Source organism: Sulfitobacter faviae, from assembly GCF_029870955.1.
Lineage (GTDB): Bacteria > Pseudomonadota > Alphaproteobacteria > Rhodobacterales > Rhodobacteraceae > Sulfitobacter > Sulfitobacter faviae.
In genome coordinates this window covers 1,505,086-1,530,163 of record NZ_PGFQ01000001.1, presented here as the reverse complement: position 1 = coordinate 1,530,163, position 25,078 = coordinate 1,505,086, and the positions used below count along the sequence as shown (strand labels likewise).

Here is a 25,078-nt window from a genome sequence, read left to right as displayed (position 1 = left end):
GCTTAGCTGAACCAGATCCCGCGGTACATTTCGCCCATCTCCCTTGTAATGCGCTTCGGATAGACGAATTTCACCGCGATGTCGACCTAGCTGCGCCGGGCCAATAGGTCCGCCCGGGTCAAGGTGAAGCCGGAGTTGATCCAAAGCTGTTCAAGCCGGGCAAGCTCTTGGCCCAAGGCCGGGCCTTTGAATGCGGGCATCAGGTCTTTGGCCGTTACCGGGAAACGGGCCGCCGCGGCGGCTTTTATCGTCTCTAACATGCCGGTTTCGGGCATCTGTTCCGCCATACAGCCCCGCAGCAAAGCCACCCCAATGGCCACCCCTGCCCCATGACGATAGGCAAGCTCAGGCAATGGCGGCCCTGCGAAGCCCTGCTCTTGCAGCAGGGTGAGATGTTTGACCTCTGCTTTGCTCAGCCGCAGACGGTCGGTCAAACCCTCCCCGCCCAGCGCGGCCAGACGCACCAGCCAATCGGGATCAAGGCCAAGCCCCTGTTCGAAATGGACCAGCATGGAGATCCAACGGTCATTACTCCCCGGCAAAAGCACGGGCAAAGCACCGGTTTGCCGCATCAGAGCCAGTGCGGGGGCAGGATCAGGCGCGCGGAGGAGTTTTTTGAACTCCTGCCCCACACGTTCCGCCGAGAGCGTCTCGAGCCCATCCAAATTCGACGCGATGGCATCGAGCGCATCCGGCTCTGGCCCCACTTCAGGGTCACCATACCACGCCATGAAGCGGAAATAGCGCAGGGTGCGCAGGTAATCTTCGCGGATACGCTGACCTGCATCCTCGATGAAACGCAACCGGCGCGCGCGCAGGTCGGGAAGCCCGCCCAAGGGGTCGACCACACGGCCCTCGGGCGTGGCATAGAGCGCGTTCATCGTGAAATCCCGGCGGCGGGCGTCATCAGCGATATCGGTGGAAAAGGCGACGACAGCCCGGCGGCCATCAGTCTCTACATCGCGGCGAAAGGTGGTGATCTCAAAGGGTTTGCCGCCCGAGACCAACGTCACCGTGCCATGGTCGATCCCAGTCGGCACGGCCTTGACCCCGGCGGCCTTGGCCAGCGCCATCACCGTTTCAGGCATCGCCTCGGTGGAGAGATCGACGTCGCTATCCGGCAAGCCAAGCAGCGCATCGCGCACGCAGCCGCCGACGAAATAGATAGGATGCCCGCCCTCCTGCACCACGCGGCAAACCCGCTGTGCGTCTTCGTCATGTAGCCAGCGCGTGCCGGTCGGAATCATTGGTTCATTCGTGTCGCCCATGCCCGTAACATACGCGCGGTCGCGCCCCAGATGTAATAGGGGCCGTAGGGAACGGCGTAATAATACCGCCGCTGGCCGCGCCAACGCCGGGAATGCACAAGGTAGTTGCTGGGGTCGAGCACATGGTCAAGCGGCACGCGAAACACCTCTTCGACCTCACCGGGCTCAGGCACCACGGTGAAATCCCGCGTCACATAGCCGATCACGGGGGTCACGCTAAAGCCGGTGACCGTCTCATGAGCCGGAAGCACGCCCAAGACATCCACGATATCGCTCGGCAGGCCGATCTCTTCGCGGGCTTCGCGCAGGGCGGCGGCGATGACATCCGCATCGCCGCCGTCTTGTTTGCCCCCCGGAAAGGCGATCTGCCCGGGGTGATGTTTCAGCGCCGAAGACCGTTTGGTCAGGATCAGCTCCAGCCGCGCACCGGTATCCACCACCGGGGCCAGCACCCCCGCAGGGCGCAGGGCACGCCCCTCGGGGAGGGTAACCTCTGGGTTCAGATCGAAATCAGAGGATTCCACCCCGGTCTGGGCAAGCGCCTCGCGAAAGGACTGGAACCGGTCGCTCACCTTAGGCCTTGGCGTCGAAACCGACCGTGGCCGGATCAAGGTCGTAATGTGCGCCGCAGAATTGGCAATCGGCGGTGACCCGACCTTCGTCCGTGGTCATCTTTTCGATATCGCGGGCCGAGTAGATCGACAGGCTTTGCCGCACGCGGTCTTCGGAACAGGTGCATCCGAAACGCACAGGTTGGGGGTCATAGACTCGCGGTTGTTCCTCGTGAAACAATCGCAGCAGCAGATCGGTCGGCGGGACGCTGGGGCCGATCAGCTCCAAATCCTCAACGGTGCCGAGCAGGATGTTCACGCGGTTCCAATCCTCGGCCTCATCGCCCTCGACCAAGTCATCGGCCTTGAGAATGTCACCGCTCCCCTCGCCCGACGCCGCCAACGGCGAGGCTTTGGGCATATGCTGCAACATGATGCCACCCGCGCGCCAATGCTCCGGCTCATCCGGGCCGGACGATTTGCCAAAGCTCAGGGAAAAGCGGGTCGGCAACTGTTCGGATTGGGCGAAATAGGCTTCGGCACAGGCGGCCAGAGACCCACCGGCCAGCGGCGTGATGCCCTGATAGGGGGTCATGCCTTGACCTTGGTCGATCATGATTGCGAAATAGCCTTCGCCGACCTGCTCGAACGGGGCGTCATCGGTCAGCCGGTCCGCATCATAGCTGGCATAGGCGCGGATGCGCGCAGGCTCGCCTTCTTTCTCGGGGCCGTAGTAATCGGTCGCGATCATCCGAACGGCACCTTTGGACTGCACCTGCAGCGACAGCTTCCAACGCAGTTTGATCGTCTGGCCGATCAATGCGGTCAGCAACGCCATCTCGGCCACCAGCGCTTCGACCTGCGGCGGATAGTCGTGCTGTTTCAGGATGCCTTCCAACACGCCATCAAGCCGCGCCACGCGGCCGCGCATGTCGACATCATCAAGCTGAAAGGGCAGAACGGTATCGTCCCACGCGATTTTAGTTCCTTGGGTCATCGGGTTTCCTTATCGGGGGCCGCTTGGCATACCGCGTCTATATAGGCGCAGCAACCCATGGAAAAAGGGGCAGCATATGATCCGACGTACAGGTGAGACACCGCAACCCGGCCAACGCTACACGCCACGCCCCGGCGTCTATGCCATTCTGCCGCTGCAACGACGTTTTCTAATGACGCTGGAAATGGCGGAGGAGACCGAGGTGCAATTGCCCGGCGGCGGTATCGAGGCGGGGGAATCCCCGCTTCAAGCGCTGCACCGCGAGGTGCTGGAAGAAACCGGCTGGCGCATCGCCCGCCCGCGCCGATTGGGAGCCTTCCGCCGCTTTACCTATATGAAGGACTACGACCTCTGGGCGCAGAAGATCTGCCACGTCTATGTCGCCCATCCCGTGCGCCAGATCGCCGCCCCGACAGAGCCGCATCACGCCACGCTGGTGCTATCGGCCAGCGAAGCGCTGGCAACCCTCACCAATGAAGGTGACCGTTTGTTTCTGCAACGCCACCTAGGCTAGGCGTTGCCGTGATACTCAAGCAATATCCCCGAGACATCATCGGGGAAATCGCGGCTATCAGCGAATTCCGACAACTTCCAAACCAGCGCACTCAGCAGCGCCGGGCCGCTGAACCGGCGCAATTCGCCCAACATGCGGGCCAAACCCTCTTCGCCCAACATCTCCCCCTCCGGATCGGGGCATTCCGTCACCCCATCAGATAGGATCAACAAACGATCCCCCGGCGCCATCTGAAGTTTATAGTCCTCGAACCCCACCCCAGAAAGCAGCCCGACAGGAAACCCCCGGTGCCCGATTGTTCGACCCGCCCATCCGAGCGCAGCAAGGCCGGATGCGGATGCCCCGCCTGCGCGACAGTGACCTCCCCAGTCGTGAGATCCGCAATGGCCAGCATCAGGGTGAAATAATGCTCCGTCTCCATCTCATGAAGAACAAGATCGTTCAGTTCCGCAACCACTTCACCCGGTGGACGCGCCGCGTAGGTCCCCCGGGCGAAAGCGTGAGGGCAAGGTTCTGATCCGGCGTGGCCGCCGACAGATACCCCGCCAGCCGCGCCGTCATCAGGGCCGAACTGATCCCATGCCCAGACACATCCAAGCCAAACAGCCCAACGACCCCCGGCCGCACCGGGAAATACCCGACCAAATCCCCGCCAACATGCCCGGCAGAGCGCAGCATCATCGACAGATTGCCCCCCTCCATGGCACGATAACGCTCGCGAAGCAGCGATTGCTGAAATTTCTTCGCCTCGACCAAATCCTTGTCGATCCGCGCATGCACCTGCCGCAGAATATCCAAAGTCTCGGTGATCAGCTGGTTTTTCTGCGTCAACTCCCGCTGCATGGCCAGAAAACGCGCCCCCGCCATAAGACGCGCGCGTAGCTCCGGCAGACCGGCGGGCCGTATCAAAACATCATCAGCCCCCGCATCAAGAGCGCAGTCCACCACCCCCTCCTGACTATCGACCAACAGAATGAGATAACTGCGCGCTTCCGAGAGCTCCCGGAAAGCCCGACAAAAATCGAGCCCCGATATCGCCCCACTGCAAAGCACGATATCAGGCCCCCGCTGCGTGCAAAGGGCCGGCGCCTCGGCTTCCGAGGCGGCAGAAACCACCTCATATCCCCATCCCTTCAACGCCGTCGAAAGACAGGCCCGCCGGGTCTCATCCCCCTCGACCACCAAAACCAAAGGCGCCACAGCAGGCGTCGCCACTGCTTCGGAAAGGCTGGGGATATCCAATTTCATGCGACACGATCCTGACAGACCCTGTCGAGTTAACCCGCCAATCCTTACCAGAAGGTGAATCCCTCCGGCCTTCCGCTGCTACAGAACGAACTGCGCCAAGGTTTCGTCGTTGGTGATATCCGTATAGGTAAAGCCGGATTGCCCCAATTGCTCAAGAAACGGTTTGAAATTCTCCGGCCGCCGCGTCTCGATCCCGATCAGGACCGAACCAAAGTTCCGCGCCGATTTTTTCAAATACTCGAAACGGCAGATGTCATCCTCCGGCCCCAGCAGCATCAGGAATTCCTTCAACGCCCCGGGCCGCTGCGGCATGCGCAGGATGAAATATTTCTTCACACCCGAATAGCGCTGCGCCCGCTCTTTGACCTCCGGCAAACGCTCGAAATCGAAATTACCCCCGAGGCCACGCAAACCACCGTCTTGCCCGCGATCTGATCGGCCACCTCGCCCAGCGCATCGATCGATAGCGCGCCTGCCGGTTCCAACACGATGCCTTCGACATTCAACATCTCATTGATCGTCACGCAGATCCGGTCCTCAGGCAGATGCACCACATCCGCCGGGTTCACCCCGCGCAAACGCTCGAAAGTCCGCGCACCGATCTTGGCCACCGCAGCACCATCGACAAAGTTATCGATCGGAGAGACATCAACCGGCGCCCCGGCTTCCAACGCCCGCGCAAGGCTCGGCGCACCGGCGGGTTCGACGAATGTATAATCGCAAGCCTCACCAAAATAACTTACTACCCCCGAAGACAGCCCGCCGCCGCCCACCGGCAAGATCACCCGGTCCGGCACCCGGCCCAACTGCGCGGCAATCTCCACCGCGACCGACGCCTGCCCCTCGATCACATCGTCATCATCGAAAGGCGACAGAAAATGCGCCCCCTCCTCCCGACAGAAATCCTGCGCTGCGGCCAGCGTGGCGTCAAAATAATCCCCCACCAACCGGATCTCGACATTCTCACCGCCGAACATGCGGGTCTTCTGCACCTTCTGCTGCGGCGTCGTCACCGGCATGAAGATCACGCCGCGCACCCCGAAATGACTACAGGCAAAAGCCACCCCCTGCGCATGGTTCCCGGCAGAGGCACAGACGAAAACCCCTGCCCCGGGATCACCTTACGCATCGCATTGAAGGCCCCGCGCAGCTTGTAGGAGCGCACCGGGCTCAGATCCTCGCGCTTCAACCAGATATCCGCGCCAAACCGCTCCGACAGATGCTCATTGCGCAAAAGCGGTGTCGCCGGGAACAATGCCCGCAGCGCTTCTGCCGCCGCCTGTGCTTTTCGTGCAAATTCATCCGCCATCTGTGCTCTCCTTGCTGCCATTCGTCGATAGGCGCGCAGCCAGCATAGGTCAACGCGGGCTTCAATCTTGCCCGCGCCCGCGAAAACCGCTACCTCGCAGGGCGAACTTGAAAGGAAACCCGTCATGTCCGCGCCCAAGAAAGTCGTGCTTGCCTATTCCGGCGGCCTCGATACCTCGATCATCCTGAAATGGCTGCAAACCGAATATGGCTGCGAGGTGGTGACCTTCACCGCCGATCTCGGCCAAGGCGAAGAGCTGGAACCGGCCCGCAAAAAGGCCGAGATGATGGGCATCGCGCCTGAGAACATCTACATCGAAGACGTGCGCGAGGAATTCGTCCGCGACTTCGTCTTCCCAATGTTCCGCGCCAATGCGGTCTATGAAGGTCTCTACCTTCTGGGCACCTCCATCGCCCGCCCGCTGATCTCCAAGCGTCTGGTCGAGATCGCCGAAGAAACCGGCGCCGATGCCGTCGCCCACGGCGCCACCGGCAAGGGCAACGATCAGGTCCGGTTTGAACTCGCCGCCTATGCGCTGAACCCCGACATCAAGGTCATCGCCCCCTGGCGCGAATGGGACCTGTCGAGCCGCACCAAACTTCTGGCCTTCGCCGAGCAGAACCAGATCCCAATCGCCAAAGACAAGCGCGGCGAAGCGCCCTTCTCGGTCGATGCCAACCTGCTGCACACCTCTTCCGAAGGCAAAGTGCTCGAAGATCCGGCGGTCGACGCGCCCGACTACGTCTACCAGCGCACCGTGAACCCAGAGGATGCCCCCGACACGCCCGAATACGTCGAAATCGGCTTCGAGCGCGGCGATGCGGTCAGCATCAACGGCGAAGCCATGTCCCCCGCCACGATCCTCACCAAACTGAACGAACTTGGCGGCAAACACGGCTGTGGCCGCCTCGATCTGGTCGAAGGCCGTTTCGTCGGCATGAAATCCCGCGGCATCTATGAGACCCCCGGCGGCACCCTGCTGCTTGAGGCCCACCGCGGTATCGAATCCATCACCCTCGACCGCGGCGCCATGCACCTCAAGGACGAGCTGATGCCGAAATACGCCGAGCTTATCTACAACGGCTTCTGGTACAGCCCCGAACGGACCATGCTGCAAGCCGCCATCGACGCGAGCCAAACCCATGTCACCGGCACCGTGCGCCTGAAGCTCTACAAAGGCCATGTCCGCACCGTCGGCCGCTGGTCCGATCACAGCCTCTATTCCGAGGCCCATGTGACCTTCGAGGACGACGCCGGCGCCTACGACCAGAAAGACGCCGCAGGCTTCATCCAACTGAACGCCCTGCGCCTCAAACTCCTCGCCGCCCGCGACAAACGCAGCAAAGGCTGAAGCACGGGACCCCAATCCCCCTTCATCCTTTCTTAAATACCACGGGGGTCCGGGGGCAGCGCCCCCGGCGGCCAGCCCCAAACAGAAACGCAAAAGGCCCGGACGCTACCGCCCGGGCCTTTCTCTGAGCCACCTACCGGGTCAATCGGCAGTGACAACCGTCATCACCAGCTCCCCATTCGGTTTGATCGGCCCGTCTTCCTTGGCGCCCAACGTATATTCGAACACCCCGGTTTTCATGCCACCATCTTCGGAATGAACCATCAACATCAGCATGTCGCCCGAAGCCACGTCCTCTTGCAGGATCGCGACGACATCCATGTTCTCGCCCGCGCGCAGCGGGGCGTAGCCGACCACGGGGCCGGGCTTCATGTCGGCGTCGGTGCGGTGCACAACCAGCCAGCCATTCTCGCCCGCCATCACCTTGTCGGCAGTGACGACGCCATTCGATACATCCTGACCCGAGGCTTCGACCATGGCCATGGCATGGGCATCCGCCCATGCGCCACCGGCGATCATGGACAGGGCGATTGCGGTGCTTGCAAATTTTTTCATCTGGTTTTCCCTCCGTTTGAAATAGCACCGTAGTCACGACCGCCCCGCGAAATAGTTTCGCGGTCTTCAGGAATTTTTTAGACGTTCCGCAAACAGCCGCTCATAGTAGGGCATGGCGGCCTCCAGAACTTCCGCCTCTGCTCCTTTAAGCTCGGGCAGTTCCCCCTCCGGCCCCGCGAAACCGGTGCTGCGATGGATCGCCCCATACCAATGCGGCGCCCAAACGCCATCCTCCGCCCGCGGCCCGGCGGGCCAATGCAGCATCGCAGGATCAAAGGGCAAGTCGATGGCGGCGCAAAGCCTGCGCAGCATCCCCTCCGGGTCCGCGCGGATATCGCCGCTGTCGATGACAAGTCCGCCCAACCGCTCGAAGAGCATGAGTTGCCGGTCAAACCCGATATCCGCCAAACGGGGTGCTTCGCGCTTCTCCGCATAGCTTGCGATCACCCGTGCCGGATGGCGGATCAGGTGGATGTTCACGCAGTCCTCGGCCCAGTCAAGCGGGAACCCGTCGATCATATGCTGCGCCATATGTTTCATATAGAGATGCCGGGTGCCGTTTTGGACAAAGCCAAGAGGCACCCGCGCGGGGTCTTGCTCCTGCGCCGCCAGTACCGCGTCGCGCATTGGATGATCCAGCCCCGTCGCCTTGAGATAAGCCGCGTAGAACGGCTCATCCATCGCGGTGAAATCCGCGCGCGCTCCGAAACTATACATCATCGCAGTGCTGAGGTTGCGCGGCCCCGACCACATCGCAATACGCATGAAAGGCTTCTCCCATTGCCGTTGAACCCGGAACGCTAGAAAGAACGCGCCCGCGCGCCAAGTGGTAAATTGCCTTCACCAGAGCGTGACTTTCCCCGCCCCGGCCTTGCGCTATCTCCGTCCCAGCGGCAACCCTAGGCCTGAGGAGGACCGATATGTTCCAAAAATCAATGTTCAAACCCGCCATTCTGACCCTTGCGATCACTCTGGGCCTCGCCGCGCAGAACCGACCTGCGGCAGCGGCGGAGACCGAGGTGCTGACCGTGGCGGGCGGCTGCTTCTGGTGCGTCGAAGCCGATTTTGAATCCGTCAAAGGCGTGAAAGAGGCCATCTCGGGCTTTGCCGGGGGCCGCACCAAGAACCCGACCTACAAAGAAGTCACCGGCGGCAACACCGGCCATTACGAAGCGGTGCAGATCCAATTCGACCCGGATGTCGTCACCCGCAAGACACTGCTTGATCTCTTCTTCCGCTCGATTGACCCCACAGATGCGGGCGGGCAATTCTGTGACCGGGGGGAAAGCTACCGCACGGCGATCTTCGCGGGCAGCCCCGCCCAGAAAAGCGCGGCAGAGGCTGCCAAGGCCGAAGCGCAGGCCGCCCTCGGCACCGAGGTCGTGACGCCGATCCTTGGCGATGCGCCCTTTTACCCGGCTGATGATTATCATCAGGACTACTACAAAAGCAGCGACCGGCTGGCGTTCAGCAGTGTCGGCGTGGCTGTGAAAAAATCGGTCGCCTACAAACGCTACCGCAAGGGCTGTGGCCGTGACGCCCGCGTGGAACAGCTTTGGGGCAGCGCGGCCCCCTTCGTGAAGTAACCGCGCCCCGGTAGATTAACTGCGAAAATCGTGATCCCGGATCTCTTTCAGATCGGGGATCACATCTGCCGTGCCATGACGCGTGACCATCAAGGCCCCCGCGCGCATGGCCAGATCAATCGCCTGCGGCATGGTCATCCCCCGGTCCAACCCGGCCAGCAGATAGCCGGTAAAAGTATCGCCCGCGCCGGTCGTATCCACCGCCTCGACCTGATAGGCGGGGAAGCTTTCGACCAGATGTGCCTTGTTAGAGACCCATTCACAGCCCCCGCCCCCAGCGTCACCACGATGTCGTCGATCGGCAGTTGCCGCAACTCGCCCCCCGTCGCGGCCCGCAACTGCGCCGCTTCGACCTCGTTCAGCACCAATAGGTCGATCTGTTCGAGGATCGCCGTCACCGCATCCGCATCGAAAGGGGCGGCGGCATAGGCCAGTCGCAGGCCCAGAGTTTTCGCCGTTCGCGCCGCGAACCGCTGCCCGTTGGTTTCGTTCTGCATCAAAAGCCAATCGCCCGAGGAAGCCTCGCTCAGCGCGGCACCGATCATCTCGTCGGTGATCTCGTGATTGGTGCCGGGGAAGATGACGATATTGTTCTCCCCCTCCAGATCGACGGCGATGTTGGCGTGACCGGTCACGCCCTCCATCAAGGTGATATGCGCCGTTTCGACCCCGTATTCCAAAAGCCGTTCCAGCGCCCAACCGCCATCGGCGCCCAATGCGCCGACATGCATCACCCGCGTCCCGGCCCGGGCGGCGGCGACCGACATATTGGCCCCCTTGCCGCCCAGCCCCTGCCGGAAATTCCGGGCTGAAATGGTCTCTCCCGGTCCCGGCAGATGGGGCAGCAGATAGAAGTTATCCGCGTTGATAGAGCCGAGATTCCAGATCATCAGCCCACCTTACAGGCCGCGAGAATGGCCATGTTAAGGATGTCATTCGCCGTCGAGGTGGAAGAGCAGATCTGGATCGACTTATCGAAGCCCGTAAGGATCGGCCCGATCACCGTCGCCCCCGCCATCTCCTGCATCAGCTTGACCGAGATGCTGGCCGAGTGCCGCGCCGGCACCACGAGGATGTTCGCAGGCCCCGTCAGCCGCGAGAACGGGTAATTCGCCTGACTGGCCGCGTTCAGCGCCACGTCGACGGTCATCTCACCCTCATATTCGAAATCCACCCCGCGCTGGTCCAACACCTCGGGCGCGAGGTGCATCTTTTCGGCGCGCTCCGAGACAGGGTAGCCGAAGGTCGAGAAGCTGACGAAGGCGACCCGAGGCTCCAGCCCCAGATGCCGCGCCACGCGCGCGCCGCTTTCGGCGATATTGGCCAGATCGTTCTCATCGGGCCATTCATGCACCAAGGTATCGGCGATAAAGACGATGCGCCCCTTGTGCAGCAGGGCCGTGATGCCCGCGGCCCCGGCCTCGGCATTGGCATCGAAGACGTGGTTGAGCCGCTCCAAGACATGTGCGGACTTGCGGGTGGCCCCGGTCACCAAACCGTCGCCATGACCATGCGCCAGCATCAACGCCGCAAAGACATGGCGGTCGCGCGAGGCGAGGCGGTGGATGTCCTTGCGATCGAAACCTTTGCGCTGCAACCGGCCATAAAGAAAGTCTTTGTAGGTCGCCAGATGCTGGGTGTTGGCGGCGTTCACCACCTCCAACTCACGCACCGCGTCGGCCATGCCCGCTTCTTCGAGCTTGGCGCGCACGTCGTCCTCGCGGCCCACGACCAGCGCCTTGCCCAAGCCCGCGCGCTGGTACATGACCGCCGCGCGCAGCACCTTGGGATCGTCCCCCTCGGCAAAGATCATCCGGGCCTGATTGGCCCGGGCGCGGGCGTTGATGCCGCGCAAGATGCTCGCCGTCGGGTCCATCCGCGATTTCAGCCCGACCTCATAGGCGTCCATGTCGATGATCGGCCGCCGCGCGGCCCCGGTGTCCATTCCTGCCTTGGCCACGGCGGGCGGAATGCGGTGGATGAGGCGTGGGTCGAATGGCGTGGGAATGATGTAGTCGCGACCAAAGCTCAGCGTGCGGCCATAGGCCAGCGCCACCTCGTCCGGCACGTCCTCGCGCGCCAGTTGCGCCAGCGCATGGGCGCAGGCGATCTTCATCTCGTCGTTGATGGCCCGCGCGTGGATGTCGAGCGCGCCACGGAAAAGATAGGGAAAGCCCAGCACGTTGTTGACTTGGTTCGGGTAATCCGAGCGTCCGGTGGCGACGATGGCGTCCATGCGGACCTCATGGGCCTCTTCCGGCGTGATCTCCGGGTCCGGGTTGGCCATGGCAAAGATCACCGGGTTGTCGGCCATGGAGGCCACCATCGCGGGCGTCACCGCCCCTTTGACCGAGACGCCAAGGAAGACATCCGCGCCCTGCATCGCCTCTTCGAGCGTGCGCAGCTCTGTATTGGCGGCATGGGCCGATTTCCACTGGTTCATGCCCTCGGTGCGGCCCTGATAGATCACACCTTTGGTGTCGCACATGATGCAGTTGTCGTGTTTCGCGCCCATCGCCTTGAGCAGTTCCAGACAGGCGATGCCCGCAGCCCCCGCGCCGTTGAGCACGATGCGCACGTCTTCGATCTTCTTGCCCGAAAGATGCAACGCGTTGATCAGACCCGCGGCGCAGATCACCGCCGTGCCGTGCTGGTCATCGTGAAAGACGGGGATGTCCATCTCTTCCTTCAAGCGCTGCTCGATGATGAAACACTCGGGCGCCTTGATGTCTTCGAGGTTGATGCCGCCGAAGGTCGGCCCCATCAGCTTGCAGGCGTTGATGAAGGCCTCGGTGTCCTCGGTATCAAGCTCGATGTCGATGGAGTTCACATCCGCGAAACGCTTGAACAGAACCGCCTTGCCTTCCATCACCGGTTTGGAGGCCAGCGCGCCGAGATTGCCAAGCCCCAACACCGCCGTCCCGTTCGAGATCACGGCGACCAGATTGCCCTTGTTGGTGTAGTCATAGGCTGTCTCGGGGCTCTCGGCGATGGCCTCGCAAGGCACGGCCACACCGGGGGAATAGGCAAGGCTCAGGTCGCGCTGCGTGGTCATCGGCACGGTGGCCGAGATCTCGAACTTGCCGGGGGTCGGTTCGAGGTGAAAGGCAAGCGCCTCTTCAGAGGTGATACGGTTCTTTCTCGTCACGACATTACCCTTCTTCTGCTTTGGGATCTTCTTAGCCACGATCCGACTTCAGCACAACGCAAGCCCCGCGTCAGTGCAAATCGCATGACAAAGACCGCCCAAGGCCCCGCCCCCCTTTCGCTGCGCCGGGGGTTTTGTAGGGTCCGCGCGGCAACAGGGGGCAGCCGTGCAGACAGAAAAAGTAACGCCAATGATGGCGCAATATCTCGAGCTTAAAGCGGACCATCAGGACGCGTTGCTGTTCTACCGCATGGGCGATTTTTACGAGATGTTCTTTGACGATGCCATCGCCGCGGCAGAGGCGTTGGATATCGCACTCACCAAACGCGGCAAGCATCAGGGCAAGGATATCGCCATGTGCGGCGTGCCGGTGCATGCCGCCGAAGGTTACCTGTTGACGCTGATCCGCAAGGGGTTTCGCGTGGCGGTCTGCGAGCAGATGGAAAGCCCCGCAGAGGCGAAGAAACGCGGCTACAAGGCGGTGGTAAAACGCGACGTGGTGCGGCTGGTCACCCCCGGCACGCTGACCGAGGAAAGCCTGTTGGAAGCGCGGCGGCACAATTACCTCGCCGCCTTTGCCGAGGTGCGCGATGCCTGCGCGATGGCTTGGGTCGATATCTCGACCGGTGCGTTTCACGTGATGCCGTTGGCCCAAGTCCGGCTGGGGCCGGAATTGGCGCGGCTGTCACCATCGGAACTGATCGTCTCAGAGGCGAAAGAGACGGAATTGCACGATGTCGTCTCTGATTTCGGGATCGCACTGACGGGTCTGGCCCGTTCGGCCTTTGACAGCACCAGTGCGGAAAAACGGGTCTGCGACCTGTTTGATATCGCCACGCTAGAGGCTTTCGGCAGCTTCACCCGCGCCGAAGTCTCGGCCATGGGAGCTGTAATAGAATACCTCACTATCACTCAACGCGGCAAGCTGCCCCTGCTCCGCCCGCCCCAGAAAGAGGCAGAGGCCCGCACCGTTCAGATTGACGCGGCAACCCGGCGCAATCTGGAACTCACCCACTCCCTAAATGGTGGCCGCGCCGGGTCTTTGCTGTCGATCATGGACAATACCGTCACCGCCGGGGGCGCGCGCCTGTTGGAGCGGCGGATCTCAAGCCCCTCGCGCGTTGTCGACGTGGTGACCTCCCGCGCCGATGCGGTCAGCTTTGCCTATGACAACGCCCGCGTTGCCGAGGACATTCGCCAACGTCTGCGCAATGTGCCAGACCTCGACCGGGCGCTGTCACGCCTCTCGCTCGACCGGGGCGGACCGCGCGACCTTGCCGCGATCCGCAATGGGTTGATCGAAGCCGAGGCTTTGCACCAAAGCCTGGCACAACAGGATCTGCCCGACCTGCTTCGCGAAGCCGCCGAAGGGTTGCAGGGCCATGGGGAGCTTATCGACCTGTTGGATCACGCGCTGGTGGCCGAGCCCCCGCTGATGGTGCGCGACGGCGGTTTCATCGCCCCCGGCCATGACGCCGACCTCGACGCCGCGCGAGAGCTGCGCGACGAAGGCCGCAGCGTGATTGCCGGTATGCAGCAGCAGTTCGTCTCTGATACGGGGATTTCGTCGCTGAAAATCAAGCACAACAATGTGCTGGGATACTTCGTCGAATGCACCGCGACCCATGCCGAAAAGATGCTGAACCCGCCGCTGTCAGAGACCTTTATCCACCGGCAAACCACGGCGAACCAAGTGCGCTTTACCACTGTCGAACTGTCTGAGTTGGAGACGAAAATTCTCAATGCAGGCAACCACGCGCAGGAGATCGAAAAGCGGCTCTACGAAAGTCTTCGGAGTGCTATTCTAGAGCATGCCGCAGAGATCGGCCAAGCCTCTGCCGGGCTGGCCGAAGTCGATCTGGCCACAGGTCTAGCAAACCTCGCCCGGAGTGAGAATTGGACCCGCCCCCGCGTGGATATGTCCCGCGCCTTTGACATCCAAGGTGGGCGGCATCCGGTCGTGGAACGCGCTCTGACCCAGCAATCGGGCGAGCCTTTCATCGCAAATGACTGTGACTTGAGTGCCGAGGCCGAGGCCGCCAACATCTGGCTGCTCACCGGCCCGAACATGGCGGGTAAATCGACCTTCCTGCGCCAGAACGCGCTGATCGCCCTGATGGCGCAGATGGGCAGTTTCGTGCCCGCGAGTTCGGCGCATATTGGCGTTGTTAGCCAGCTCTTCAGCCGCGTCGGTGCCTCGGACGATCTGGCGCGGGGCCGCTCGACCTTCATGGTGGAAATGGTCGAAACCGCCGCGATCCTGAACCAGGCCGACGACCGCGCACTGGTGATCCTCGACGAGATCGGGCGCGGCACGGCCACCTACGATGGCCTCTCGATCGCTTGGGCCACGTTGGAACATCTGCACGACGTGAATCGGACCCGGGCACTTTTCGCGACCCATTATCACGAGATGACGGCACTGGCCGGCAAGCTGCCGGGGGTCGACAATGCCACGGTGGCAGTCAAGGAATGGGAGGGCGAGGTCGTCTTCCTGCACGAAGTGCGCAAGGGGGCCGCGGACCGCTCTTATGGCGTGCAGGTGGCGCAGCTGGCCGGCCTGCCCGCCCCGGTGATCGCACGGGCCCGCGTGGTGCTGGAGGCATTGGAGAAAGGCGAACGCGAAGGCGGGGCCACACAAAAGACACTGATCGACGATCTGCCGCTCTTTACCGTCAGCCCCACGCCTGCGCCGCAGCCGGTGAAATCCTCGCCGGTCGAGGACAAACTACGCGAGGTGATCCCCGATGAGCTCTCCCCGCGCGAGGCGCTGGAACTGATCTACAAACTGAAAGAGGCGGCCACTTCCTGACCGCCTCTTTCGAAAGTGACTGATTGGACGCTTAGCTCGCGGGCGTCGAAGACACGCCAACCTGCGCCGGGCGAAGCAGACGGTCGTGCAGCATGAAGCCTTCGGCGGCGACCTGAATGATCTCGCCCGCCACGGTGCCGGGCACGGGCGCTTCGAACATCGCTTCGTGATGCTTGGGGTCGAACTTGTCGCCAACCTCGGGCGCGATCACTTCGATGCCGTGCTTTTTGAAGACGTTCAGCAGCTCGCGCATCGTCAGTTCCACACCTTCCAGCAGCGGGCCAAAGGCCTCTTTCTGCTCATCGGTGGTGGTTTCCAGCGCGCGTTTCATGTTGTCATAAACAGGCAGCATGTCACGGGCCAGCTTGGAGCCGCCATAGTTCTCGGCCTCGCGACGGTCCTTGTCGGAGCGTTTGCGCGCATTCTCGGCATCGGCGAGCGCGCGCATGAAACGGTCGCGGTACTGATCACGCTCGGCGCGCAGTTCCTCTACCGCAAGGGCTTCTTCGTCGATCTCGGCCATGTCTTCGGCGTATTCTTCAGCTTCGGCGCTGTCGATCTCGTCCAAAAAGTCGTTTTCTTTCGGCTCTGCCATGTTCCACCTCTAGTTCCGGTCGGAAATCAGCTTTCCCACCAGTTGTGCCGTGTAGTTCACAATCGGCACGATACGTCCATAATTTAAGCGTGTCGGGCCAATGACACCCACGGCGCCGATCACCTTACGATCAGCGTTCATATAAGGGGAAACGACCAGAGAGGAACCCGAAAGTGAGAAAAGTTTGTTTTCCGAGCCGATAAAAATGCGCACACCGTCCCCATCTTCGGCCAGTTCGAGGAATTCGGCGATGTCCCGCTTGCGCTCAAGATCGTCGAAAAGGCTACGGATACGGTCAAGGTCTTCGGCCTCCGCCTCTCCGCCCAGCAGATTCGACCGGCCGCGCACGATCAAACGCTCGGAATGCTCCCCTTCCGCGTCCCACAGCACCGCACCGCTCTCAACAAGCTGCTGCGCCAGCACGTCGATCTCCTGCCGACGCTTGGCGATCTCCTGCTTGATGCTGCGCTGCAACTCGCTAAGGGTTTTGCCTTCGACGAAAGCATTCAAGAAATTTGCCGCCTCGCGCATCGAACTTGGGGTCTGCCCGGGTGGCGGCGTGAACAGCCGGTTCTCAACATGGCCGTCGGAGAAAACAAGCACCACCAAGGCTCTATCAAGCGATAAAGAGACGAATTCGATATGTTTGATCGGCGCTTCATGCTTCGGCGTCAACACGAGTGAGGCACCATGCGTGACGCCCGACAGGGCCGATCCGATCCGGTCCAACAGCCCGCCGACATCGGAGGAATTATTCCCCAATGTCGCGTCGATCTTCTCCCGGTCAAGCTCCGTCGGATCGCCGATCTCGATCATCCCATCGACGAACATCCGCAGCCCCAATTGCGTCGGAATGCGCCCCGCTGAGACATGGGGGCTGTCCAGCAGACCCATATATTCGAGATCCTGCATCACATTGCGGATCGTCGCCGCCGAGACCTTTTCGCTGAAGTCCCGCGTCAGCGTGCGCGACCCCACCGGATCGCCACTTTCCAGATAGCCTTCGACCACCCGGCGAAACACTTCGCGGGATCGGTCATTCATGTCTTTCAGCAATTCAGGCGTGTTTTTCATCGGTGCTCGCTCTCTTGTCTAATAAAGGTACAAGCCGGGCAAACGTCAATCGGGGTTGCATCAAAGCCTTGTGGGGCGGTATCCCCGGGCAACATCAAAAAGGATATGTCATGCGTCCCTCTGGCCGGAAACTCGATGAAATGCGCGCCGTCTCGATCGAGACAGGTTTCACCAAACATGCCGAAGGGTCGGCCCTGATCAAGATGGGCGATACCCATGTGCTCTGCACCGCAACCATCGAAGACCGCGTGCCGCCCTTCATCAAAGGCTCCGGTCTGGGCTGGGTCACCGCCGAATACGGCATGCTGCCCCGCGCCACCAACACACGGATGCGTCGCGAAGCCGCCACCGGCAAACAAGGCGGTCGCACGGTCGAGATCCAGCGCCTAATCGGCCGCGCCCTGCGTGCCGGGGTCGACCGCTCCGCCTTGGGCGAGCGACAGATCACCGTCGATTGTGACGTGCTGCAAGCCGATGGCGGCACCCGCTGCGCGTCCATCACCGGCGGTTGGATTGCCCTGCGTCTCGCCGTGAACAAGCTGATGAAAGCGGGCGATGTCGTCTCTGACCCGCTGGTCGATCCGGTCGCGGCGGTAAGCTGCGGCATCTACGCAGGCCAGCCAGTGCTCGACCTCGACTACCCCGAGGATTCAGAGGCGGGCGTCGATGGCAACTTTATCATGACCGGATCCGGCAAGCTGATCGAAGTGCAGATGAGCGCCGAAGGCTCAACCTATACCCGCGACCAGATGAACCAACTGATGGACCTGGCCGAGAAAGGCGTCGGCGAACTGGCCACCATCCAAAAATCGGTCACCGCATGACCCGCAAGTTCACCGAGAATCACATTCTGATCGCCACCCATAACGCCGGCAAACTGGCAGAGATGCGCCAGCTCTTCGCCCCCCACGGGGTTGAGGTGGTCGGCGCGGCAGAGATGAACCTGCCCGAGCCGGAAGAGACCGAGACGACCTTCGTCGGCAACGCCCGGATCAAGGCGCATGCCGCCGCCAAGGCGACCGGCCTGCCCGCATTGGCCGACGATTCCGGCATCGAAGTCGAAGCGCTTAACAATGCGCCCGGCGTCTATACCGCGGATTGGGCCGAAACGGAGAATGGCCGCGACTTCGTCATGGCCATGACCAAGACGCGCAATCTGCTGGAAGAGAAGAACGCACCACACCCCCGCCGCGCCCGTTTCTGCGCGACGCTGGTGCTGGCATGGCCCGACGGCCATGATGAGGTTTTCGCGGGCAAGGTGAACGGCACGCTGGTTTGGCCGATGCGCGGCGAACAGGGTCACGGCTATGACCCGATGTTCCAACCTGACGGTCATGAGGTCACCTTTGCCGAAATGGACGCCGAGCAGAAAAATAGCATCAGCCACCGCGCGGATGCCTTTGCGAAACTGATTGCGGGCTGTTTTGGCTGAAGATTGGCAACAGGGCGGCTTCGGCCTCTATATCCATTGGCCATTTTGCGAGGCGAAATGTCCCTATTGCGACTTTAACAGCCACGTTAGCCGCCGGATCGACCAAGCCGCTTGGCGCGATGCCTATCTCGCTGAACTTCAGCGCGCTGCGGATGAGACACCGGGGCGCGTGCTCAATGCGGTCTTTTTCGGCGGCGGCACGCCCAGTTTGATGGACCCCGATGTCGTCGCAGACATCATCAGCGCCATCCGGGGCCACTGGCCCACGGCGAACGATCTGGAAATCACCCTCGAAGCCAATCCCGGCTCGGTCGAAGCGGGCCGCTTCGCCGCCTATCGGCAAGCCGGTGTATCACGCGTTTCCATGGGCATTCAGGCACTGAACGATGCGGATCTCAAACGTTTGGGCCGTCTGCATACGGCGAAAGAAGCGATGACCGCCTTCGACATCGCCCGCAATACCTTTGACCGTGTGAGCTTCGATCTAATCTATGGGCGGCAAGACCAATCCGCCACGGAATGGGAAGCCGAGTTGAAACAGGCTCTATCCCTCACGATAGACCATATTTCGCTCTATCAGCTCACGATCGAACAAGGCACCGCCTTTGGCGACCGTTACGCCCGCGGAAAACTTCGCGGCCTGCCCGACGAAGATCTCGGCGCGGATATGTTTACCCTCACCCAAGACATCTGCAATGACATGGGCATGCCCGCGTACGAGGTGTCAAACCACGCCCGGGATGGCGCCCAATCGCGTCACAACCTGATCTATTGGCGCTATGGGGACTATATCGGCATCGGCCCCGGCGCACATGGGCGGCTGACGCTGGACGGACAGAAATTCGCGACAGTTGCTTATAGCAATCCACAGCGGTGGCTCGACGGTGTCGCAAAAGGCGAAGCGGAGAAACCTCGGACCGCCCTGAGCCGTAGCGAACAGGCGACCGAGTTTCTCCTCATGGGCTTGCGCCTTAAGGAAGGCGTTGACCTCATCCGCTACGCCGACATTGCCGGGCATGAAATTGACGACAAAGCCGTCAATCACCTGCAAGACATCGGCATGGCAACACGCGAGAAAGACAGGTTAATCGTTTCAGGTCAAGGCGTTATCCTTCTAAACGCCGTGATCGAAACGCTTCTGCCTTAAGAGCCGCCCAGCAGGCGGCAGATCTCATCCAACTGGTCAAGCGTGGTATAGTGCAACGTCACCTTCCCCGCTTCCTGACCCGGTTTATGGTCCAAACTAACCTTCATACCTAGGTTGGCTGACAGGTCGCCTTCAAGCGCCTGCGTATCGGCATCCTTCTCTGGGCGCTGCGAGAGACGCTCTTTATTTACCATATTACCGCGCTCACCGGCCTGATCTTTCTTGACCAAAGCCTCGGTCGCGCGGACGGAAAGGCCGCCTTTGATGACCTGCTGCGCCAGTTTCAGCGGATCCTTCGCCGGAATCAGCGCCCGCGCATGGCCCGCGCTTAGTTCATTCTGGCGCACCATCTCTTGCACCGGATCTGGCAGGTTCAGCAGACGCAACAGATTGGCGATATGGCTGCGGCTTTTCCCAAGGGCTTCGGCCATCTTCTCCTGCGTGTGGCCGAACTTATCCATCAACTGACGATAACCCGCCGCTTCCTCGACCGAGTTCAGATCTGCCCGCTGGATGTTTTCGATGATCGCGACTTCAAGCACTTCGACATCGGTGAACTCGCGCACGATCACCGGAAGGCTATGGACCTTTGCGATCTGCGATGCCCGCCAACGCCGTTCACCCGCGACGATCTCGAAATTGCCATCGGCCAGAGCGCGGACGATTAGGGGCTGAATGACCCCCTTTTCTTTAATTGAGGCCGCCAGATCATCAAGATGCTCTTGCTCAAACCGCTTACGTGGCTGATCCGGATTCGGTTTAATCCGCTCGATCGGAACGAACTGCTCCGCCGCCGCGGCCCCCTTGGCGGCCACGCTCTCGGTCTCCGCTACATCCGCCATCAGTGCCGAAAGCCCCCGGCCAAGGCCCCGTTTGCGCTCTTGTTTGTCTGCCATACTGCCACCTTATTAACCATTGTTTCTTGTTAGCTCCGCCGCCAAATCGCGGTAGGCTTGGGCCCCTTTCGATGTGGGATCATAACTCAATACGGGCATAGCAAAGCTCGGCGCCTCGCTCACCCGAACATTACGCGGGATAACGGTCTGGAACACCAACTCACCGAGGTTCGCCCGCGCGTCATTCTCAACCTGCTGCGAGAGATTGTTGCGGCGATCATACATAGTAAGAAGAACGCCCTCAATCCGCAGGTCTTTATTTCCGCTTTGCCGGACCTCTCTTATCGTCAGCATAAGCTGGGAAAGCCCTTCCAGTGCGAAAAATTCGCTCTGCAAAGGCACCAGAACCGAATGCGCCGCGATCATCGCATTTACGGTCAATAGGTTGAGCGAAGGCGGGCAATCAATCAAGATGTAATCAAACTCAAACTGATCCATCTGGGTTTGCCTTAGCGCGTCATGCAGAAGGAAACTTCTTTTCTCATTCGAAAAGAGTTCGATATCCGCGGAGCTGAGGTCAACCGTCGCCGGAACGATGAGCAACCCTTCCGTTTCTGTCCGCTGAATTACGTCCTGTGGCAGGCTATCATCCAACAGCAGATCGTAGGTCGTAAATTCGCGGTCTTCGACTTCGATGCCCAGCCCCGTAGAAGCATTGCCTTGCGGGTCGAGGTCAACCACCAATATGCGCTTACCCGCCTCAGCAAGTGCGGCCGAAAGATTGATCGTCGTCGTCGTTTTTCCGACACCACCCTTCTGGTTCGCGATTGCGATAATTTTAGGTCCAGCCGGACGAGAAAGGTCAGACACGGGCGATATCCTTAATCTTTAGAATGGCAGCCTCGGGATTGGTCTGGGAGGGTACCGGTTCGAGGCCGTACATCCAACTCAGCCGCGCCTCTTCGCCCTCCCGTTGCCAACTCTGACCTTTTGGAAAGAGGGCAGTTCCTTCGGGCTTAAGATGCAATTCGGCGAACCCTAAGAGCTTTGTCAAATCAGCCAAGGCACGCGCTGACAGGACATCGGCATTAAGGCTTTTTACTTCCTCAATCCGCTCATTCTTTACAGAGGCCTCTAGCGTCAGCTCTCGAATGGCAGTCCGTAGGAATGCGCATTTCCGCTGGTCACTCTCCACCAAAGTAACGTCGAAATGTCGTTCCTCTTGGTTAAGGATCGAAACGACAATTCCGGGAAACCCCCGCCGCTACCGAGGTCTACCCAAACGCCGCTGCCTTCGGCAAGGTTGAAGACCTGAACGGAATCTAAAATGTGACGCGTCCAAAGGTCTTCCAAGCTACTCTTGGAAACCAAATTTATCCTCGGGTTCCATTTCCGAACAAGCTCCCCAAAGGCTTCGAGCTTTTCAAATGTTTCACGTGAAACATCGAGTTTACGCAATTCGCTCATGCTGTCTTGTTCCCGGTGCCTCTTTTAACCCGGGCCAGAATTAATGTAAGCGCAGCGGGCGTCATTCCATCGACACGTGCTACCTGGGCCATTGTCTCGGGACGTGCAGTTGCGATCTTAGTTTTCAATTCGTTTGAAAGCCCCGAAAGCGCCTCAAAGGAGAAGTCGGCCGGAATGCGTACATTCTCGTCTTTCTTCAACAGATCAATCTCCTTCTGCTGCCTTACGATGTAGGTCGCATAGAGTGCGTCGCGCTCGAGCTGACGTCGAACCTCAACTGGGGTATCGCCTAAATCTGGATCGAGCGTGAGCAAGTCTTCAAACTTAACATCAGGGAATGCCAATATCTGATAGCCATTCCGCTTTGAACCGTCTTGATTCACGTTGATCCCAGCATTGGCAAGCTCTTTCGGGGTGTACTCCCTACTCTGCAGTCGTGTTCTCACGTCAATTAGACATGAAGTTTTCTCTTCAAAGAGCTCACGGCGAGATTTAGAAACGCATCCCAGCTTGATCGCAAGGGGCGTGAGCCGCTGGTCTGCATTGTCCGCCCGGAGTGACAAGCGGAACTCAGCGCGTGACGTAAACATCCGGTAGGGCTCTGTGACGCCACGCGTCGTCAGATCGTCGATCATGACGCCGATATAGCTCTCGGACCTGCTAAAGGTTACCGGGTCTCGACCCTGAGCATGAAGCGCTGCATTCAGGCCGGCGACCAGCCCTTGCGCTGCGGCTTCTTCATAGCCTGTGGTGCCATTGATCTGTCCTGCGAGATACAGGCCGGGAACTGTACGGACCGCAAGGGTCGATGCAAGCGCCCGCGGGTCGATATAGTCATATTCGATCGCGTAGCCGGGTTGCAGAATGATTGCGTTTTCAAGGCCGACCATACTCCGAACATAAGCTTCTTGTACGTCCGCTGGAAGGGAAGTCGAAATACCATTGGGATAGACCGTATGGTCATCTGCACCTTCAGGTTCCAAAAATACCTGGTGCGAGTCTTTATCCGCAAATCGCACGACTTTGTCTTCGATAGAAGGACAGTATCGCGGGCCTACGCCGTCAATGTGCCCGCCATACATCGCAGACCTTTCGAGATTTTCTCGGATAATCTGGTGGGTTTTTGCATTGGTATGCGTAATGCCGCAGACGACCTGGAGTGCGGATACCTTATCAGATAGGAATGAAAACAAGACGGGATCATCATCGCCCGGCTGTTCTTCTAGAATATCCCAGTTGATCGTTCGCCCATCAAGACGCGGGGGCGTGCCAGTTTTCAACCTACCCATCGGAAGGTTGAAGGAGTCGATGCGTTCGGCCAGTTTAACCGAGGCTTTATCACCCATGCGGCCGCCTTGCTGCGACACATCTCCGATATGAATGACGCCCCGGAGGAATGTCCCGGTTGTAAGGACCACCGAGGATGCGGTAATGGATGAACCGTCAGCCAAGACTACACCTGTAACGATATCACCATCCGTCTCAAAATCGACGACCTCGCTCTCAATGATATCGAGGTCAGACTGCGCTTCAATCTCGCGCAGCATTTCTGTGCGATAGATCTTCCGATCAGCCTGCGCACGCGGTCCCTGCACTGCCGGACCTTTCCGACGGTTTAGTAGACGGAATTGAATACCCGCTTTATCAGCAACGCGCCCCATGACGCCGTCCATTGCGTCGATCTCTCGGACCAAATGCCCCTTTCCCAAGCCCCCGATCGCAGGATTGCAGGACATGACGCCGATTCCATCACGGCTCATCGTGACGAGCGCTGTCTGTGCGCCGAGCCGTGCCGAAGCGTGCGCTGCTTCCGCGCCTGCGTGGCCGCCGCCGATCACGATCACATCAAAATGTTTCACGTGAAACACTCCATCATTTACCCACGCAAAAGCTGGTGAAGATCTCATCCAGCAGGTTCTCGACGTCTATGCGGCCAACTAGTGTTTCCAATGCGCGGATCGCAAATCGAAGCTCCGCGGCAGCCAAATCATAGAAATCCGGTCCACGAGTCAGGATAACATCTACTTCAGCCAAACACGAGACGGCTTGCTGCAAAGCGACGCGATGCCGCTCATGGGTGGCCAATCCGATGGTTGAACTGCGTTCCGAGAGCGTAGATTGGATGCGGTCAATAAGGTCTGACACGCCCTGCCCGGTCTTCCCTGAGATACCGTTCGCGACAATACCAAGGAGATCTGCCTTAGGCTGAAGAACGATATCCCCTTCCTGCGGCGTAAGGACCAGCATTTCATCTGGTGCGGCAAGGAAGACCCTCAGGTCCGCCGCTTCGGCACGTTCGATTGCGCGTTTGATCCCGATGGCTTCAACTTTATCTTCGCTCTCGCGGAGGCCCGCCGTATCCAATAGGGTAACCGGTAGCCCGCCGAGGTCCATTCGAACTTCGATTACATCGCGGGTAGTGCCTGCGATTTCGGAGGTGATCGCAGCGTCACGTCCGGCTAGCGCGTTCAAGAGCGTCGACTTACCCGCATTTGGCGCGCCGATGATCGCGACTTCAAAGCCATTTCGAACCCGCTCGGCGACATAGGTGCCTTCCGCTTCGGCCTGCAATGCCTTGCCGACCTTCGAGAGCAGCGCCGTCACTTCGGGGGTTACATCGACGGGCACTTCTTCATCCGCGAAGTCGATTGTGGCTTCCAGAAGCGCTGCGGCGCGGATCAGGTCTTTCCGCCATTCTTCGACGCGTGCGCCGAGGTGGCCCGATAAAACGCGAAGCGCTTGCTTTCGCTGCGCTTCTGTTTCAGCTTCGATGAGATCTGCCAGCCCTTCGACCTGCGCGAGATCCAGCTTTTCATTCTCTAGCGCACGGCGGGTGAATTCCCCCGCTTCCGCCATCCGAGCTTCGGGGAAGGTCGACAGCAGCGAAAGCATCGCCCGCATCACGGCAATGGAGCCATGAAGTTGGAATTCGACAACATCTTCGCCAGTGAAGGAGTTCGGCCCGGGGAAACTCAGGACCAGAGCTTGGTCGATCACCTCTCCGCCCGTGCCGCGGAGATTACGCAACGCACTCTCGCGCCCTTCAGGACGTTTCCCGGTAATCTCTTGCGCGATCACGAAGGCCTGCGGGCCGGAAATTCGGATCACCGCAACCCCGGCACGGCCCGGCGCTGACGCTTGGGCGAATATCGTGTCCATATTTTACTAACCTATTGTTATTAATTAAT

20 protein-coding genes and 4 pseudogenes are annotated in these 25,078 nt (G+C 60.4%); 7 read left to right on the top strand and 17 right to left on the bottom strand.

Going from position 1 to position 25,078, the window contains the following annotated elements; translation table 11 throughout:
* Positions 1-86 precede the first annotated feature (86 nt).
* Genes CUR85_RS07915 through hslO form a run of 3 tightly spaced genes read right to left on the bottom strand, consistent with a single transcriptional unit; the run spans position 87 to position 2,816 of the window.
* On the bottom strand, positions 87-1,268 hold the full coding sequence (locus tag CUR85_RS07915; RefSeq protein ID WP_231886443.1) for a CCA tRNA nucleotidyltransferase: 1,182 nt from the start codon (positions 1,266-1,268) through the stop codon (positions 87-89).
* A complete protein-coding gene (locus CUR85_RS07910) occupies positions 1,244-1,840 on the bottom strand; it encodes a CoA pyrophosphatase (protein WP_067267892.1) in 597 nt (198 codons plus the stop codon). Before CUR85_RS07910 ends, CUR85_RS07915 begins: the two co-directional genes overlap by 25 nt.
* Position 1,841: 1 nt before the next feature.
* The gene (gene hslO, locus CUR85_RS07905) at positions 1,842-2,816 is read right to left on the bottom strand and encodes an Hsp33 family molecular chaperone HslO (RefSeq protein ID WP_067267891.1); all 975 of its coding nucleotides are present in this window, start codon (positions 2,814-2,816) and stop codon (positions 1,842-1,844) included.
* A gap of 76 nt (positions 2,817-2,892) precedes the next feature.
* Here hslO and CUR85_RS07900 point away from each other — a divergent pair, with 76 nt between their 5' ends.
* The gene (locus CUR85_RS07900; protein ID WP_067267889.1) at positions 2,893-3,330 is read left to right on the top strand and encodes an NUDIX domain-containing protein; all 438 of its coding nucleotides are present in this window, start codon (positions 2,893-2,895) and stop codon (positions 3,328-3,330) included.
* On the opposite strand, the pseudogene CUR85_RS07895 reads toward CUR85_RS07900, so the two are convergent.
* The 3 genes and pseudogenes from CUR85_RS07895 to ilvA all read right to left on the bottom strand — a co-directional run bounded on the left by CUR85_RS07895 (position 3,327) and on the right by ilvA (position 5,908).
* Positions 3,327-3,751 (bottom strand): annotated as a pseudogene (locus CUR85_RS07895) (PP2C family protein-serine/threonine phosphatase). The gene CUR85_RS07900 and the pseudogene CUR85_RS07895 sit on opposite strands and share 4 nt — an antisense overlap.
* Positions 3,752-3,771: 20 nt before the next feature.
* Positions 3,772-4,578 carry a PP2C family protein-serine/threonine phosphatase gene (locus CUR85_RS07890; RefSeq protein ID WP_280322577.1) on the bottom strand — a complete coding sequence of 269 codons (807 nt, stop codon included), beginning with the start codon at positions 4,576-4,578 and terminating at the stop codon, positions 3,772-3,774.
* A gap of 78 nt (positions 4,579-4,656) precedes the next feature.
* Positions 4,657-5,908 (bottom strand): annotated as a pseudogene (gene ilvA / locus CUR85_RS07885) (threonine ammonia-lyase IlvA).
* A gap of 103 nt (positions 5,909-6,011) precedes the next feature.
* On the opposite strand from ilvA, the gene CUR85_RS07880 reads away from it, so the two are divergent.
* Positions 6,012-7,238, top strand: coding sequence for an argininosuccinate synthase (locus CUR85_RS07880; protein WP_067267886.1), 1,227 nt, complete (start codon positions 6,012-6,014; stop codon positions 7,236-7,238).
* 141 nt (positions 7,239-7,379) lie between these two features.
* On the opposite strand, the gene CUR85_RS07875 is transcribed toward CUR85_RS07880, so the two are convergent.
* Together CUR85_RS07875 and CUR85_RS07870 are read right to left on the bottom strand one after the other, a co-directional pair.
* Positions 7,380-7,793, bottom strand: coding sequence for a DUF7282 domain-containing protein (locus CUR85_RS07875; protein WP_067267884.1), 414 nt, complete (start codon positions 7,791-7,793; stop codon positions 7,380-7,382).
* 66 nt (positions 7,794-7,859) lie between these two features.
* Positions 7,860-8,558 carry a sulfotransferase-like domain-containing protein gene (locus tag CUR85_RS07870; protein WP_067267882.1) on the bottom strand — a complete coding sequence of 233 codons (699 nt, stop codon included), beginning with the start codon at positions 8,556-8,558 and terminating at the stop codon, positions 7,860-7,862.
* Positions 8,559-8,713: 155 nt separating this feature from the next.
* On the opposite strand from CUR85_RS07870, the gene msrA reads away from it, so the two are divergent.
* Positions 8,714-9,379, top strand: a complete 666-nt coding sequence (msrA, locus tag CUR85_RS07865; protein WP_067267880.1) for a peptide-methionine (S)-S-oxide reductase MsrA — start codon at positions 8,714-8,716, stop codon at positions 9,377-9,379.
* Between the two features lie 15 nt (positions 9,380-9,394).
* Here msrA and CUR85_RS07860 read toward each other — a convergent pair.
* Together CUR85_RS07860 and CUR85_RS07855 are read right to left on the bottom strand one after the other, a co-directional pair.
* A pseudogene (locus tag CUR85_RS07860) lies at positions 9,395-10,269 on the bottom strand (ribokinase).
* The gene (locus tag CUR85_RS07855) at positions 10,269-12,527 is read right to left on the bottom strand and encodes an NADP-dependent malic enzyme (protein WP_067267876.1); all 2,259 of its coding nucleotides are present in this window, start codon (positions 12,525-12,527) and stop codon (positions 10,269-10,271) included. The pseudogene CUR85_RS07860 and the gene CUR85_RS07855 overlap by 1 nt, the downstream one beginning before the upstream one ends.
* Positions 12,528-12,717: 190 nt before the next feature.
* Between CUR85_RS07855 and mutS the strand changes: the two genes are divergently transcribed.
* The gene (mutS, locus tag CUR85_RS07850; RefSeq protein WP_067267875.1) at positions 12,718-15,339 is read left to right on the top strand and encodes a DNA mismatch repair protein MutS; all 2,622 of its coding nucleotides are present in this window, start codon (positions 12,718-12,720) and stop codon (positions 15,337-15,339) included.
* A gap of 31 nt (positions 15,340-15,370) precedes the next feature.
* On the opposite strand, the gene CUR85_RS07845 is transcribed toward mutS, so the two are convergent.
* Both CUR85_RS07845 and hrcA read right to left on the bottom strand, forming a co-directional pair.
* The gene (locus tag CUR85_RS07845) at positions 15,371-15,934 is read right to left on the bottom strand and encodes a nucleotide exchange factor GrpE (protein ID WP_067267873.1); all 564 of its coding nucleotides are present in this window, start codon (positions 15,932-15,934) and stop codon (positions 15,371-15,373) included.
* A 9-nt stretch (positions 15,935-15,943) separates the two neighbouring features.
* Positions 15,944-17,008, bottom strand: coding sequence for a heat-inducible transcriptional repressor HrcA (gene hrcA, locus CUR85_RS07840; protein WP_067267870.1), 1,065 nt, complete (start codon positions 17,006-17,008; stop codon positions 15,944-15,946).
* Positions 17,009-17,118: 110 nt separating this feature from the next.
* Here hrcA and rph point away from each other — a divergent pair, with 110 nt between their 5' ends.
* From rph to hemW, 3 genes are read left to right on the top strand one after another with little or no spacing between them, the layout of a single operon-like run.
* On the top strand, positions 17,119-17,832 hold the full coding sequence (rph, locus tag CUR85_RS07835) for a ribonuclease PH (protein ID WP_067267868.1): 714 nt from the start codon (positions 17,119-17,121) through the stop codon (positions 17,830-17,832).
* Positions 17,829-18,440 carry an RdgB/HAM1 family non-canonical purine NTP pyrophosphatase gene (gene rdgB / locus CUR85_RS07830; protein WP_067267866.1) on the top strand — a complete coding sequence of 204 codons (612 nt, stop codon included), beginning with the start codon at positions 17,829-17,831 and terminating at the stop codon, positions 18,438-18,440. The genes rph and rdgB overlap by 4 nt, the downstream gene beginning before the upstream one ends.
* On the top strand, positions 18,433-19,587 hold the full coding sequence (gene hemW / locus CUR85_RS07825; RefSeq protein ID WP_067267865.1) for a radical SAM family heme chaperone HemW: 1,155 nt from the start codon (positions 18,433-18,435) through the stop codon (positions 19,585-19,587). Before rdgB ends, hemW begins: the two co-directional genes overlap by 8 nt.
* Here hemW and CUR85_RS07820 read toward each other — a convergent pair.
* The 5 genes and pseudogenes from CUR85_RS07820 to mnmE all read right to left on the bottom strand — a co-directional run bounded on the left by CUR85_RS07820 (position 19,584) and on the right by mnmE (position 25,049).
* Complete coding sequence (locus CUR85_RS07820; RefSeq protein WP_067267864.1) at positions 19,584-20,483, bottom strand: ParB/RepB/Spo0J family partition protein; 900 nt, start codon at positions 20,481-20,483, stop codon at positions 19,584-19,586. The genes hemW and CUR85_RS07820 overlap by 4 nt on opposite strands.
* Before the next feature lie 12 nt (positions 20,484-20,495).
* Positions 20,496-21,293 (bottom strand): ParA family protein, encoded by a 798-nt coding sequence (locus tag CUR85_RS07815; RefSeq protein ID WP_067267863.1) that lies wholly within the window; start codon positions 21,291-21,293, stop codon positions 20,496-20,498.
* Positions 21,286-21,890 (bottom strand): annotated as a pseudogene (gene rsmG / locus CUR85_RS07810) (16S rRNA (guanine(527)-N(7))-methyltransferase RsmG). The gene CUR85_RS07815 and the pseudogene rsmG overlap by 8 nt, the downstream one beginning before the upstream one ends.
* Positions 21,887-23,749: a tRNA uridine-5-carboxymethylaminomethyl(34) synthesis enzyme MnmG gene (gene mnmG / locus CUR85_RS07805; RefSeq protein WP_067267900.1), complete on the bottom strand. Its 1,863-nt coding sequence runs from the start codon at positions 23,747-23,749 to the stop codon at positions 21,887-21,889. The pseudogene rsmG and the gene mnmG overlap by 4 nt, the downstream one beginning before the upstream one ends.
* 13 nt (positions 23,750-23,762) lie before the next feature.
* A complete protein-coding gene (gene mnmE / locus CUR85_RS07800; protein WP_067267860.1) occupies positions 23,763-25,049 on the bottom strand; it encodes a tRNA uridine-5-carboxymethylaminomethyl(34) synthesis GTPase MnmE in 1,287 nt (428 codons plus the stop codon).
* Positions 25,050-25,078: the final 29 nt, after the last annotated feature.

Coding starts and splice junctions, on each gene's coding strand:
- rph (WP_067267868.1), top strand. CDS start 17,119: ATGCGTCCCTCTGGCCGGAAACTCGATGAAATGCGCGCCGTCTCGATC.
- hslO (WP_067267891.1), bottom strand. CDS start 2,816: ATGACCCAAGGAACTAAAATCGCGTGGGACGATACCGTTCTGCCCTTT.
- CUR85_RS07845 (WP_067267873.1), bottom strand. CDS start 15,934: ATGGCAGAGCCGAAAGAAAACGACTTTTTGGACGAGATCGACAGCGCC.
- rdgB (WP_067267866.1), top strand. CDS start 17,829: ATGACCCGCAAGTTCACCGAGAATCACATTCTGATCGCCACCCATAAC.
- CUR85_RS07900 (WP_067267889.1), top strand. CDS start 2,893: ATGATCCGACGTACAGGTGAGACACCGCAACCCGGCCAACGCTACACG.
- CUR85_RS07875 (WP_067267884.1), bottom strand. CDS start 7,793: ATGAAAAAATTTGCAAGCACCGCAATCGCCCTGTCCATGATCGCCGGT.
- CUR85_RS07820 (WP_067267864.1), bottom strand. CDS start 20,483: ATGGCAGACAAACAAGAGCGCAAACGGGGCCTTGGCCGGGGGCTTTCG.
- CUR85_RS07880 (WP_067267886.1), top strand. CDS start 6,012: ATGTCCGCGCCCAAGAAAGTCGTGCTTGCCTATTCCGGCGGCCTCGAT.
- CUR85_RS07890 (WP_280322577.1), bottom strand. CDS start 4,578: ATGAAATTGGATATCCCCAGCCTTTCCGAAGCAGTGGCGACGCCTGCT.
- mnmE (WP_067267860.1), bottom strand. CDS start 25,049: ATGGACACGATATTCGCCCAAGCGTCAGCGCCGGGCCGTGCCGGGGTT.
- hrcA (WP_067267870.1), bottom strand. CDS start 17,008: ATGAAAAACACGCCTGAATTGCTGAAAGACATGAATGACCGATCCCGC.
- CUR85_RS07870 (WP_067267882.1), bottom strand. CDS start 8,558: ATGCGTATTGCGATGTGGTCGGGGCCGCGCAACCTCAGCACTGCGATG.
- msrA (WP_067267880.1), top strand. CDS start 8,714: ATGTTCCAAAAATCAATGTTCAAACCCGCCATTCTGACCCTTGCGATC.
- mutS (WP_067267875.1), top strand. CDS start 12,718: ATGATGGCGCAATATCTCGAGCTTAAAGCGGACCATCAGGACGCGTTG.
- CUR85_RS07915 (WP_231886443.1), bottom strand. CDS start 1,268: ATGGGCGACACGAATGAACCAATGATTCCGACCGGCACGCGCTGGCTA.